At 59.1% G+C, this 12,759-nt stretch carries 11 protein-coding genes; 6 read left to right on the forward strand and 5 right to left on the reverse strand.

The window, feature by feature from the left end:
* Positions 1–46: 46 nt before the first annotated feature.
* Positions 47–1,408 carry a 2-oxo acid dehydrogenase subunit E2 gene (locus tag C4520_03430; protein ID RJP24744.1) on the forward strand — a complete coding sequence of 454 codons (1,362 nt, stop codon included), beginning with the start codon at positions 47–49 and terminating at the stop codon, positions 1,406–1,408.
* 12 nt (positions 1,409–1,420) lie between these two features.
* Complete coding sequence (locus C4520_03435) at positions 1,421–2,518, forward strand: isocitrate/isopropylmalate dehydrogenase family protein (GenBank protein RJP24745.1); 1,098 nt, start codon at positions 1,421–1,423, stop codon at positions 2,516–2,518.
* On the opposite strand, the gene C4520_03440 is transcribed toward C4520_03435, so the two are convergent.
* Positions 2,519–4,318: a hypothetical protein gene (locus C4520_03440; GenBank protein ID RJP24746.1), complete on the reverse strand. Its 1,800-nt coding sequence runs from the start codon at positions 4,316–4,318 to the stop codon at positions 2,519–2,521.
* Between the two features lie 130 nt (positions 4,319–4,448).
* Between C4520_03440 and C4520_03445 the strand changes: the two genes are divergently transcribed.
* The 4 genes from C4520_03445 (at position 4,449) to C4520_03460 (ending at position 9,777) form a co-directional block, all read left to right on the forward strand.
* Complete coding sequence (locus C4520_03445) at positions 4,449–5,702, forward strand: MBL fold metallo-hydrolase (GenBank protein RJP24747.1); 1,254 nt, start codon at positions 4,449–4,451, stop codon at positions 5,700–5,702.
* Complete coding sequence (locus C4520_03450) at positions 5,665–6,648, forward strand: hypothetical protein (GenBank protein ID RJP24748.1); 984 nt, start codon at positions 5,665–5,667, stop codon at positions 6,646–6,648. Before C4520_03445 ends, C4520_03450 begins: the two co-directional genes overlap by 38 nt.
* Before the next feature lie 399 nt (positions 6,649–7,047).
* Positions 7,048–8,106, forward strand: a complete 1,059-nt coding sequence (locus C4520_03455; GenBank protein ID RJP24749.1) for a 4Fe-4S dicluster domain-containing protein — start codon at positions 7,048–7,050, stop codon at positions 8,104–8,106.
* Between the two features lie 99 nt (positions 8,107–8,205).
* Complete coding sequence (locus C4520_03460) at positions 8,206–9,777, forward strand: ATP-binding cassette domain-containing protein (protein RJP24750.1); 1,572 nt, start codon at positions 8,206–8,208, stop codon at positions 9,775–9,777.
* A 135-nt stretch (positions 9,778–9,912) separates the two neighbouring features.
* Here C4520_03460 and C4520_03465 read toward each other — a convergent pair whose 3' ends face one another.
* The 4 genes from C4520_03465 to C4520_03480 form a co-directional block, all read right to left on the reverse strand.
* Positions 9,913–10,989: a molybdopterin-binding protein gene (locus tag C4520_03465; protein ID RJP24751.1), complete on the reverse strand. Its 1,077-nt coding sequence runs from the start codon at positions 10,987–10,989 to the stop codon at positions 9,913–9,915.
* Positions 10,990–11,082: 93 nt separating this feature from the next.
* Positions 11,083–11,679, reverse strand: a complete 597-nt coding sequence (locus tag C4520_03470; GenBank protein RJP24752.1) for a formylmethanofuran dehydrogenase — start codon at positions 11,677–11,679, stop codon at positions 11,083–11,085.
* A gap of 18 nt (positions 11,680–11,697) precedes the next feature.
* Positions 11,698–12,027, reverse strand: coding sequence for a LysR family transcriptional regulator (locus tag C4520_03475; GenBank protein RJP24753.1), 330 nt, complete (start codon positions 12,025–12,027; stop codon positions 11,698–11,700).
* A 156-nt stretch (positions 12,028–12,183) separates the two neighbouring features.
* Positions 12,184–12,471: a hypothetical protein gene (locus C4520_03480; GenBank protein RJP24754.1), complete on the reverse strand. Its 288-nt coding sequence runs from the start codon at positions 12,469–12,471 to the stop codon at positions 12,184–12,186.
* Between the last annotated feature and the right edge of the window lie 288 nt (positions 12,472–12,759).

Below are 12,759 nucleotides of genomic sequence, written 5' to 3' on the forward strand. Positions count from 1 at the left end.
TTGTGTCTGTTGCTTTTCAAGTTCTCACCTCACCGGAGGAACTGTGATGCCCACCGAAGTGGTAATGCCCGAAGTCGGCGAATCGGTTGTCAGCGGCACGATTGTGAAGTGGCTCAAACAGGTCGGCGACGAGATCAAGCGGGATGAGCCGCTGGTCGAGATTTCGACCGACAAGGCCAATGTCGAGATCCCATCGCCGGGCGAGGGCGTGCTGAGCAAAATTCTCGCCGAGGAGGGCGACGAGGTCGAGGTTGGCGGGCTGCTGGCAATCATAAGCGCGCCCGGCGAGAAAATCGAGGCAGAGGAACCCCCGCCAAAAGAGGAGAAGCCCAAACCGGCGAAGAAGGCGCCGCCACCGGAAGAGAAGGCCGAGCGGCCCGCGCCCGCAGCCGAAAAGAAACCGCCCGAGAAGGAGAAGCCGCCTCCACCAAAAGAGCCCGCAAGAGAAAAGGCTGAGGAAGTGGAGGAAGAAGCGGCGCCTGCCGCCGAACGCCGGCGCGAGCGCTCGTCGCCGCTCGTCCGCCGACTTGCAAAGGAGCACGGCATCAATCTCGAGGAGATCGAGGGCAGCGGCCTCGATGGGCGCGTGACAAAAGAAGACGTGCTCGATTACCTCGCGCGGCGCGAGAAGGGGGAAAAAGCGCCCGCCCGCCCGAAGGCGCCTGCGCCCGAGCGGCCCGGCCGGCCCGCCGAGAAAGCCGCCGCCGAGCTCGAGGAAATCATTCCGCTCGAAGGCATGCGCAAGGCGATCTCTGACCACATGATCCGCAGCAAGCAGACATCGGCGCATGTCACCACGATCAATGAGGCCGACATGTCAGCCGTCGTCGCTCTGCGCGAAAAACACAAGGAAAATTTTCGGAAGAAGTACGGCATCTCGCTGACGTACCTCGCGTTCGTCATCCAGGCCACGGTCCAGGCGCTCAAGGAATTCCCGTACATGAATTCATCGATGCAAGAAGACAGGATAATCCTCAAGCGGTATTACAACATCGGGATTTCCGTGCAGACCGAGCGCGGGCTGATGACGCCGGTCATCGCGAACGCCGACCGGCTCGGCCTCGAGGAACTCGCGCAGAAAGTCGACTCGCTCGCGCGCCGCGCCCGCGAAGGCCGGCTGGCGCTCGACGAGATACGCAACGGCACCTTCAGCATCACCAACGCCGGCTTCTACGGCGCTCTGCTCTCGACCCCGATCATCAATCAGCCGCAGGCGGCGATCCTCGGAGTCGAAAAGATGGAGAAACGAGCCGTCGTCGTGGACGACGCAATCGCGATCCGGCCGATGATGTACCTGTGCCTCTCATACGACCATCGCATCGTTGACGGCGCCACCTCGATCCAGTTCCTGCAGCGGATCAAGTCTCTGCTCGAGGCCGGCGAATTCGAGCTCGATGTGTGTCTCTGAAGAACAAGAACAATGGCTCACACGATAACATTGATACCGGGTGACGGAGTCGGACCCGAGATAACTGAGGTCGTGAAGCAGTGCATCTCCGAGCTGGGTGTCGCGATCGAGTGGGATATCCAGCAGGCCGGCGCATCGGTCGCCGAGAAAGAGAAGACCGTGCTGCCGGACCGGGTGATCGACTCGGTCCGTCGCAACAAGGTAGCGCTTAAGGGACCGGTCGAAACTCCCATCGGAAAAGGATTCCGCAGCGTGAACGTCGCGCTCCGCCAGTCGCTCGACCTCTATGCCTGCGTGCGCCCGTGCAAATATTACGAAGGCGTCGCCAGCCGAATCATGAATCCGCAGTCCATCGATCTGGTGATCGTTCGCGAAAACATGGAGGACCTGTACGCCGGCATCGAGTTCATGGAAAGCTGCGGCGAGAACAACCAGCTCCTGCAATTCCTCAAGGAACGCAAGGGCGTCGAGCTCGAATGCGACACCGGCATCAGCATCAAGCCGATCTCGGTTCGCGGATCAACGCGGATCGTGACTTTCGCCTTCGAGTACGCCAAAAAACGCAAGCGGAAGAAAGTAACCGCGATCGACAAGGCCAATATCATGAAGTACACCGACGGCCTGTTCATGAAAGTGGCCGAAGAGATCAGCAAAAAGTATCCCGATATCCCCTACGAGCACAAGCTGGTCGACAACATGTGCATGCAGCTCGTGCAGTACCCGGAGAAGTACGACGTGCTCGTTCTGCCCAACCTGTACGGCGACATCATCTCGGACCTGGCGGCCGGCTTGATCGGCGGACTCGGCGTCGCGCCCGGCGGCAACTTCGGAGAGCAGGTTGCAGTCTTCGAGCCGACTCACGGAACCGCCCCCGACATCGCGGGCCAGAACAAGGCAAACCCGGCCGGAATCCTGCTTTCGACAGTGATGATGCTCGATCATATCGGCGAAAAAGACGCGGCGAATCGTCTCGAAAAAGCTATTGCAGGTGTGCTGAGAGAAGGAAGATTTGTGACCGCCGATCTGAAGCGGGCCGGCTCGAAAACGCCGCCGGTCGGCACGCGAGAGATGGGACGCGCCGTCGCCGAACGCATCCACTCGGGCGCCTGATCAGGGAACGCCCTCCCCCGTCAACTGCAGTTCCTTCAGTTTCCTCCGATGGGCCTCGGCCTTAGCCATATCCCCCCGCTGTTCATACAGAGTCGCAAGCCAGAAATGAGGCTTGTTCCAGTCGGGCTTCAAGTTGGCTGCCGTCTCATAATATTGAATGCTTTGCTCGATGTCGCCCTTCTGATAATAGAGGAACGCGATGCGCGCGCAGATGTCGGGATTCCCGAGGTTGTACGCGCGCGCATAGTGGTATTTCTCCAGCGCCATATCGACCTCGCCCATGCGCGAGTATATTTGCGCCAGCCCGTAGTGCGACGCCCAGTAGTGCGGCATGACCTCGGTCGCCCGTCGATACGCGATCAGCGCAGAAGGATCATCCCCCTGCGACTCGTAGACCGCCCCGAGACGGCAATACGCATTGGCGCTGTCGGTGTAGTATTCGATCTTGTCGACATGCGTCCCGATAAGGAGAAACAGCCCAAGAAAAACTCCCGCGCCGGCGCCCATCCATTTCCATTTCTTTTCTGTTGCTTTTGCGGCCGCCTCGCAAACGAAAAAAGAACCAAACAGGATCAGCACCGGAACCACGGGCAGCCGATACCGCGCGAAAATGTAAAACGCGATCACCGTCATTGAGTACAGCACCACCGTCATATACAGCGGAAACAGCCGCTTCCACCACGGGAGCAGCAACAGCATTCCGGTCAGCCCGAGCGCCGCCGCAAGGCGGAAAGTGGGCAACGGCAATCTCTGAAGAAGCGAATAGTTACTAAAGAAGTAGAAGTTCTGGTTGTCCGGCACCTCATACCAGTTCCAGAACCGCCAGAATTTTTTCGCCGTCAACTTGAGCCATTTCGCGGGCTCCTGCTCGACAAAGTGAAACGCCTCGACAAACCAGTAATTCGATACCTCCGACGGCCTCAGCGAGCGGCCAAGCGCGATCTCCGCGCGAACGCGGAAATCCTCTTCCTCATAGCGGGGATTCGGCCGGATAAAACTCGGCGGCTGATATCGTCCGCTGGTGTTGACCGGATTGTTCCCGATGTAGAAATTCTGGCCTGCCTGCGAAGTCACGAGAGCGAAATCCTTCCCCACAATGTAGTTTCTCGCGCTCACGGGAATAACGACGAGCAAAAGGCCTACAATGAAGCCTGCCGTTGCGATCAACTTGTAATTTCGCGTCTCACCCTCCCGCTCGACGAGAAACAGCCAGGCGGGCGCCCCGATCACAAGCGCGAGCGCGTTCGCGCGCACCAGCGCCAGCAGTCCGAGCACCAATCCGGCCGCGACCCATGCGAGCAGCGACCGGCGCGGACGCGCCACAATCAGGACCACCAGGAAAAGGCAGAGCAGGAACACGCCGAGGAACGTCTTCAGGATCATCGCGTCGAAATAAAAGAAAGGCTTGTAAACGGCGGCGAATATGCCGGCCACGAGTGCGGCGCGCTTACCGAAAAACGAATGGCCGAGGATGAAGATAAGCACGCATGTGAGCGAGCCGATCAGCATCTGGACCGCGCGGACCCAAAAGAGGTCGCGCCCGAATATCCGGTATAGGACACCCAAAAAATACGGGTACAGCGGGTCCTGATAGAAGATATCGGTTCCGAGCCAATCCCCCGCGGCGATCCTCTGCGCCCAGCGGTCATACGAGGCCTGATCCAGCGTCAGATTCTCGAAAAAAGGGTTGCCCCGGATCTCGTACAGGTAGACCAGGCGAACCACCAGCGCCAGAAGGAAGACCAAGCCGCAAAGGAATGCAGGTGAGCGAAGATATGTCCGTAACTTCTCGTGGGTCATCGACGTGCCTGATATCCATTATCTTACCACACGCGGATTTCGTTACTCAAACCGGATTGACAAGCCGGCGCCGCCCCACATATACTGCATGCGCCCCTCAAACCCCAAAAATCCCTGAAGGAGGCCTACAATGGGAGCAGTATTAGACCTGTCCGAACAGCTCTGGACCGGCAAAACGAACACGTACGAGAATCACCCGTTCATGGCGCTGAATGAATATGACGTAGTCGCCGAACGGACAATCTTCTATAATTCATTTGCAGGCGTCACCGCATTCGGGACCGACGACGGATTGGTGATGGTCGATACCGGCCTTTTCGCGCTGCAGGAGGCCGTCTTCGGGGCGGTCCGCAGTTGGTCGCGCGACCGCCTGAACACCGCCATCTTCACGCACGGGCACGTCGACCACATCTTCACCGTTCCGCTGTTCCAGGCGGAAGCGAAGGAGCGCGGATGGACTCCGCCGCGCGTGGTCGCGCACGAGGACGTTCCACGCCGGTTCGACCGCTACATCATGACCGCGGGCTATAACGGCGTCATCAACCAGCGCCAGTTCGCTCAGCCGGTCACCTGGCCGACCTCGTATAGCTACCCGGATGTCACCTATCGAAACGCGATGACGCTCAAGATCGGCGGACTTACGTTCGAGTTGAATCATGCGCGCGGCGAGACCGACGACCACACCTGGGTGTGGGTGCCCGAGCGAGAGGTCTTGTGCAGCGGCGACCTCATCATCTGGGCCGTGCCCAACGCGGGCAACCCGCAGAAGGTGCAACGGTATTGCGCCGAATGGGCGGCGGCCCTGCGAAAAATGGCCGGCCTGAAGGCGAAGGTACTGTGCCCGGGACATGGAGTCGTGGTTGTCGGCAGGGATCGCGTCGAACACATTCTCTCCGACACGGCCGAATTGCTTGAGTCGATTCACACGCAGGCGCTCGCGCTGATGAATGAGGGCGCGACGCTCGACAGGGTCATTCACTCGGTCGAGGTGCCCGAACATTTGAAGAAGCGCCCCTATCTCCAGCCGGTCTACGACGAGCCGCAGTATATCGTCCGAAATATCTGGCGGCTGTACGGCGGCTGGTACGACGGCAATCCGGCCCATGTCAAGCCGGCGCCCGAAGCCGCGCAGGCGGCTGAGATCGCGGCTTTGGCCGGCGGAGTCTCCGCACTAGTGAAACGCGCGAAAGAACTCGCAAAGGAGGGCGACCTGCGCCTGGCGTGCCACCTGATCGAGTGGGCGTTTGCAGCGGCGCCGACCAACAAATCCGTCAACAAGGCGCGCGCCGAAATCTATGAGAAACGCGCAGCAACCGAAACCGCCCTCATGACCATGAACATCTACAATGCCGCCGCGCGCGAATCAAGGGCGACATTGGATTGATGACCTTATGAAACAACGGATCAATACCGTAACCGGCCTGATTGCCGCCGAGCGGCTCGGAGTAACGCTCGGGCACGAGCATGTCCTTATCAGCGGCGGCGGCATCAAACAAGAATTCGCATTCCTTTTCGATTATCGCAAGACGCTCGAACGGGTCATACACGAACTCAGACTGGCGAAGGCGGGCGGCATAGACACCATTCTCGATCTGACGACGGTCGACCTCGGCCGCGACGTCGAGCTCTATGCGGAAGCTTCGCGGCAAAGCGGAATGAATGTAGTGGCCACGACGGGCTTCTGGCTGAATCCGCCGCTGACCTTCCGCGACCGCCCGCCCGACTTCTTTGCCGACCTGTTCATCCACGAGATCGTAAACGGAATCGCCGGCACCGGCATCAAGCCCGGCCTGATCAAGATCTCGAATGATATCGGCGGCGTGACGCCCGAGGCCGAAATCATCATCCGCGGCGCCGCGCGCGCATGTAATGCGACCGGCATTCCGATCAGCACTCATCAGTGGGCGCCGGAGCAAGTGGGCGCGCGCCAGCTTGAGATCCTTCTCGATGAGGGAGTCCGGCCGCAGCATATCTGCATCGGGCACAGCGCCGACACGACCGACATCGAATATCTCGTCTCATTGCTCCAGGCAGGAGTCTTCCTCTCGATGGACCGGTATCCCGGCCGCGAGGGCCGGCCCGACTGGCGCACCCGCAACGCGACCGTCAAGGCGCTCATCGACCGCGGTTTCGCAGATCGGCTGATGCTCGGACACGACTACGCGCCCCGGCCGGTCATCGCAGGTGAAAAGCCGGAACTGAATTCCTCGACTCCCTACCTCTTCTTATCTGAAACCGCGATCCCGGCGCTGCGAGCTTCGGGCGTCGGCGACGACGTCATTCAGACCATGCTGGTGGATGCTCCCCGCCGCTTCCTCAGCGGCGACTAGCTGCTCCTCCGGATTGTCCCCCGAAGCTTACGAAAGTAGAACAACAAAGAATCAAGCGAAGACTGTGCGAATGAATTCGCACCTACCGTGGGAACGCACCTGCCGTGGGAACGCACCTGCCGGTCGAACGCATCTCGGCCGGTAGGGCCGAATTCATTCGGCCAGTCTTTCCTGGAAAATCCAACCACAAAGGCACAAAGACATCAAGAAGACTAACCACCAAGGCACCAAGAAAATATTTTCTCCGTAGTTCTCCGTGCCTTTGTGTCTTGGTGGTTGTATTTTGATCGGTCAGAATGAATCGCATTTGGCAAATGGAGGCGCGATAATATATACTTCGAACAGCACCGGGCGAACTCCACACATAGTGCGATAACAGCCTGAAAGGAACCACGAACGATGTCGGATACGCCTTATATCAAATTGCGGGAGTTCCTCGATCAGTTTCCGATCGGATTCCCATTGACGCCTTCCGGCGTCGAAATGGAAATCCTGAAGCGCCTGTTCACGAGAGAAGAGGCGAAGCTGGCCGTCCTCTTGACGCCGATGCCGGAGGACGCGTCGCAGGTCGCCGCGCGAACCGGTCTTGACGAGCGCGAGCTCGAGGAGAAGCTCGAGGCGATGTCGCGCAAGGGTCTTGTCTTCAGAATTCGGCGTAACGGAAAGGCGCAGTACCGGGCGGCGCCCTTCATGATCGGGCTGTACGAGTATTCGGTGAAGAAAATAGACAAGGAGCTCGCGAAGCTGTTTCAGGAATACTACGAGGCCGCATACCTCGACGAGATGGGCGCGAGCAACGTACCGGGCTTCAAGGTGTTGCCGGTCGATGAGAATGTCAAGGCGGACATGGTTTTGTTTCCATACCACCGGCTGAAGGAAAGCATCAAGGCCGCCAGAAAGATCGCGGTCGCCGATTGCGTGTGCCGGAAGGAAGGGAAACTCGTCGGGAAAGGGTGCAACCATCCGATCGAGACGTGCCTCAGCTTCGGCGCCGCCGCCGAATACTACATCGAGAACGCGATGGGCCGCGAGATCACTGCGGACGAAGCCATCAGGATCGTGGAGGAGGCCGACCGATCGGGGCTGGTGCATGCCGGCGCGAACGCGAAGCATCTGTCCAATGTCTGCAACTGCTGCCCCTGCTGCTGCGCTTCAATGAAGGGCATCACGCAAAGAGGCCACTCGAAACAGAAGTACTTTAACGCGCTGTTTGAGGCGATTGTCAATCAGGATGAGTGTACGGCCTGCGAGTCGTGCGTCGAGCGTTGTCCGGTCGGCGCGATCACGGTTGACGAGGCGGCGCAGGTGGAAAGAGACAAATGCCTGGGCTGCGGCCTGTGCGCGAGCGCTTGCCCCGTCGAAGCGATCGACTTGCGCCTGCGCGAGGACCGCGAGGAGCCGTTCGAGCGGGCGTTCGATCTCGGAATCGCGATTCTCCAGGGCAAGAGCGGCAAATAAAATCTTCCTCGTATCCCGCCTGTAAAGATCCTGTGAGAGAGGTATAACTATTCGACGCCGGCAACCGCATTCGGTGTTGAAGTGAGTGTAGACCGCAAAATGACGGACCACAGAGCTGTATCTCAGCTTGTCTCGTTCCATGACGTAACGCTCCAATTGCGGGACCAACGCATTCTCCGAGCCATTACCTGGTCGATCCGAAGCGATGAGCATTGGGCGATCATTGGCGGTAACGGGTCGGGGAAGTCGGTGCTCGCCCGGGCGCTGTATGGCGCCGTCCCTGTTGTTTCCGGCGAGGTGGAACACCATTTTCTGAACAGGCGCGAGCCGGGGACGAATCGGCCGCGCTCTGCTGAGGACTTCATCGCGCACGTCTCATTTGAGGATCACCAGCATTTCATCGGGCAAGAAAGCCCATATCTTCAGTCGCGCTGGAATAGCTGCGAGCGAGACAGCGGGCTCACCACATTGGACGCGCTGTGCTTTCTTGCCGGAGATACCTTTTCGGGACGACGGCGGAAATCGCGTACCGGCATGAAAGAACTCGCCCGGAATGCGCCTGCAACACGATATCTTGACATCGCCTCTCTTTTCGAGCGAAAGCTGGCGCACCTGTCGAACGGCGAGATGCGAAAGGTGCTTATTGCGGGGGCTCTGCTTCGTTCTCCGTTAATCCTGATCCTGGATGAGCCATTTGCCGGCCTCGATTACCGCTCGCGGCGCGCGCTCCGGAGCTTACTCAGCGGGCTGATGAAAGGCGCTACACGCGTAATCTTCGTGTCTTCCCATCCCAACGAACTGCCGCGCGGAATCACGCATGTGCTCCGGCTCGAGGGCGGCACGATAGCCGCCATCGGCGAGAAGGAGAAAGTTCTGCGGACTTATCCTGACAAGTGGGATATACCGCCGCCAGCGCCGGAGCCGAGAGGATCACACAGACGGCGCACCCGCGATCTTGTGCCCGTGCTCTTCAAGATAAGCAAAGCTTGCGTGACGTACGGCGGCATTCGGGTGCTTGACAAAGTGAACTGGACGGTGCGGGAAGAAGAGCGCTGGGCCGTGCTCGGGCCGAATGGCAGCGGCAAGACGACGCTGCTCAGTCTCATTCTGGGGGATAACCCGCAGGCATATGCGAACGACATCCGGGTGTTCGGGAAGAAACGGGGAAACGGAGAAACCATTTGGGATGTAAAGAAGCACATCGGGTTTCTGTCGCCGGAACTGCACATCCACTACCGGAAAACTCTGACGGTTCTGGAAATTGTCTGTTCCGGATACTTCGACTCGATTGGCCTGTACAGGGAATGCTCGGGCAGGCGGATAAACGCCGCGCTCAAATGGATGCGAGCTTTGGGGCTTTCGGCGCTGGCGGAAAAAAGATTCGATGAACTTTCCGCAGGCCAACAGCGAATGGTGCTGCTGGCGCGCGCATCGGTCAAGAGGCCGCGGCTGCTAATTCTGGACGAGCCCTGCCATGGGTTGGATCCGGAAAACAAGCGAGTGGTTCTTGACGCGATTGACGCCATCGCTCGCCGCGAATTGAACAGCCTCATATATGTAACGCACCGCCTCGAAGAACTGCCCGCGTGCATCAGCCACGTTCTTCGGCTGCGCAATGGCCGGATTACCGCGAAAGGGAAGCGAGTGCCGGCTTTGGGAAAGCGGCGTTAGGGAAGTGACCTGTGTCTGAATTGCGGAACGAAGAGCGGCACGCCGGCTCCGGCCAGTGGTTCTATCCCCTGTTCAGGAATTCTTCTCCAGTCCTTGAAAATCCAAATGGCGGCATCGCCTTTGAGCCTCCGAATCCTATTTCCCGAACGGGCAGACGGGATAGCGGCATTCGCCGCAGTTGAGGCACAGGCCGCCGTGGCCAAGACGGGCAAGCTCCATCTTTCCAATTTTCTCGCCGGCAAGAATCCGCGGGAGAACAAGGTCGAACACCGTCGCCTGATGGAAAAGCGCGCACGCGGGCACGCCCAGAATGGGGATCGCGTCGCCGTTCATGCCCCCGAGGTATGCCACGAGCATCATTGCGCCGGGCAATACCGCCGAGCCGTAAGTGAGATCGGCGGCGCCAAGTTTTCGGATGGCGAACCGGGTGACGTCGTCGGGATCGACCGACATGCCGCCGGTGGTCACGAGCAGATCGGCCCCGGCCTCGAGACAATCCCTGATACTGCGCTCGATTTGCTCGACGTCGTCGGGCGCATATTTTATGGCCCTGATCTCGCCGCCCAACTGCTCGATCTTTTGGCGGATAATCGGCGCGAAGCCATCCTTGATCCTGCCGTAGAAAACTTCGTTCCCGGTAATGACCACGCCGGCCTTCGGCTTGCGAATCGCGCGCACCTCGACAATCCCGTTTCGAGCGATCGCGACGGCCTCATCAATAATGCTGCGCTTCACCACGAGCGGGATCGCACGCGTGCCTGCGATCCGGTCGCCCTTCGATACAACCGTATTGGCGTGAAGCGTGGCGCACATGACGTCGCCGAGCATGTTGAACTGCGCGAGGGCGTCAACATTGATTTTCAGCAGGCCGTCATGCGCGGCGAGCAGGTTGAGACGTCCCTCCTTCGGCTCGTTCCCGAATACGACGCCCGGCCCGGCAAGCGCGCCGGCCAATGCCCGTGCGGCTTCATCCTCGTGCATCTCATCGTCCGAGATGCTGAGGACATAGACCTTTTCTTTGCCCAGCCGCTGAAGATGGCAGACATCGCCGGCGCCGATGATGTGGCCCTTCTTGAAAGCCCTGCCCTTGAATTCGCCCGGCCGAATCTCGGTGATATCGTGCGCCAGCGGCATCCCGACGGCTTCACTGACGGGTACGGTCTTGAAAGCCTGACCCGCGGGATATCCGCTCGCTGTTTTTCCCTCACACATTGCCGCCTCCTTCGAAACTGAATGTTGCTGGGGACGATTTCGGTGTCGCCGGTAAACAGAAAATCAGGTCAAATGGAATAACTTTATGAAGAATCACGTGCGAACGTGATAATAGCCGCCATGCGCGCAGGGGCGGCACAGCGGGCCATCGTCGCTTTGCACTTCCCGCATATCCTGCACGAATTCGCCGCACCGCCGGCACTGCACCCGGCTCATCGGCCTGCCCGGCATGTCCTGCGGCTTCAATTCGACTTCCACCTCGGTCACCTCGAACAGCTCGTTGTCCGGCATGACCTTGTAAGCCTCGAGCTGGGCCTTGTATTTGTCTCCGATCTCGGGGAAAAGGGCCGCCGCAACCTCGCGCGACTCCTCGCGCGCCAGCACGCGCACCGCTTTTCCGGCGCTCAGGTTGACGAACGTGGCCGCCATCTTGCCGTAGTCCACGTATCTGAGCGTTCGCTTGCCCATCGAACAGCCGGTGACCGACTGGACCGCATCCGTCGCGCACCGGTCCATCTCGACGAACACAATGATGTTCTTTCGATCCGCACCCTTCGGGTCGGATATCCCCGCCTCGCGCAGCCCGAGCATCGACATCCTGACCCCGAGCACCTGCCCGGGACACAGGTGCCCGTGCACCCTGACCGATTCCTCGAGGAGCGGTTCAAAATCAATCCGGTCTTTATCCATAACGAAATCCTTTTCAATCTATTCTGTCAGCATGGCGCCCGATGCGGAAACCGCCCGGTCCATTTTGCGGGATAATTTCTCGTACTGCTTTATCAGCTTGACGGCCTCCGCGGTCAGGCGAGTGCCGCCGCCGTCGGTTCCGCCGCGATTGGCGACGACGAGAGGATGCCCCAGAAGCTCTTCCATCTCGCGGATCTGGGCCCAGGCGCGCCGGTACGAAATCCCCACCTCGGTCGCGGCGGCATTGATTGAGCCGGTCTGCTGGAGCGACGAGAGCAGACGGTATCTGCCGGGCCCCATGAGCGGGCGGTTATCTATTTCGCTCCACACCTTGAATCTGAATCTCAATGGTTCCCTTCTCGCCGGCTTCGCTCGGCGCGTCGAAATGGTACCGTTATTCTATCCTGCATAACGGTCGTTGTCAAGGGGCGCAGGCAAGTTCAAGGTCAAAGTCAAGGTTCAAAGTTCAAGGTTCAAAGTTCAAAGTGAAGGTTAAGAGGAGCCTTAAACAGGAGGCAACGGAGGAGAAAAGCGAATCGCCAAGACACAAAGACGACAAAGAAAAAGACTGCTTTGTGTCTTGGCACCTTGGTGGTTAGATTCTTCTTGAAAGACCGGCCGAATGAATTCGGCCCTACCGGCTGAGATGCGTTCGACCGGCAGGTGCGTTCCCACGGTAGGTGCGAATTTATTCGCACAGTCTTCGGCGCTGGAGAAAACCTTCGGCAAAAAAGGAAAAATCTCCCCCTCCGTTTCCTCCGTTACCTCCTGTTTAAGGTATTTCCTCTTCAAATTATCTTCCTGGTGTCTTGGTGCTTTGGTGGTTAGATTTTTCTTGAAAGACCGGCCGAATGAATTCGGCCCTACCGGCTTTGGCATTCGCGCGATAGGTGCGGTCCTACCGGCAGGTGCGTTTCTACCGGTGGCCGCGTTCCTACCGGTGTGCGTTCCCACGGCAGGTGCGAATTCATTCGCACGGTCTTCGCCGCCCAGATAACTCATTTAGCCCCAACCACATACGCCCGAAAACCCTCACGTATTCCCCCTCTTTTCTCTCCAATCAACATGTTTGACGAAAGT

Source organism: Candidatus Abyssobacteria bacterium SURF_5 (genome assembly GCA_003598085.1).
Taxonomy (GTDB): domain Bacteria; phylum Abyssobacteria; class SURF-5; order SURF-5; family SURF-5; genus SURF-5.

What these genes read in the sequence shown, in the direction of transcription:
- C4520_03430 (RJP24744.1), top strand. Translation starts at nt 47, where the DNA reads ATGCCCACCGAAGTGGTAATGCCCGAAGTCGGCGAATCGGTTGTCAGC.
- C4520_03435 (RJP24745.1), top strand. Translation starts at nt 1,421, where the DNA reads ATGGCTCACACGATAACATTGATACCGGGTGACGGAGTCGGACCCGAG.
- C4520_03440 (RJP24746.1), bottom strand. Translation starts at nt 4,318, where the DNA reads ATGACCCACGAGAAGTTACGGACATATCTTCGCTCACCTGCATTCCTT.
- C4520_03445 (RJP24747.1), top strand. Translation starts at nt 4,449, where the DNA reads ATGGGAGCAGTATTAGACCTGTCCGAACAGCTCTGGACCGGCAAAACG.
- C4520_03450 (RJP24748.1), top strand. Translation starts at nt 5,665, where the DNA reads ATGCCGCCGCGCGCGAATCAAGGGCGACATTGGATTGATGACCTTATG.
- C4520_03455 (RJP24749.1), top strand. Translation starts at nt 7,048, where the DNA reads ATGTCGGATACGCCTTATATCAAATTGCGGGAGTTCCTCGATCAGTTT.
- C4520_03460 (RJP24750.1), top strand. Translation starts at nt 8,206, where the DNA reads ATGACGGACCACAGAGCTGTATCTCAGCTTGTCTCGTTCCATGACGTA.
- C4520_03465 (RJP24751.1), bottom strand. Translation starts at nt 10,989, where the DNA reads ATGTGTGAGGGAAAAACAGCGAGCGGATATCCCGCGGGTCAGGCTTTC.
- C4520_03470 (RJP24752.1), bottom strand. Translation starts at nt 11,679, where the DNA reads ATGGATAAAGACCGGATTGATTTTGAACCGCTCCTCGAGGAATCGGTC.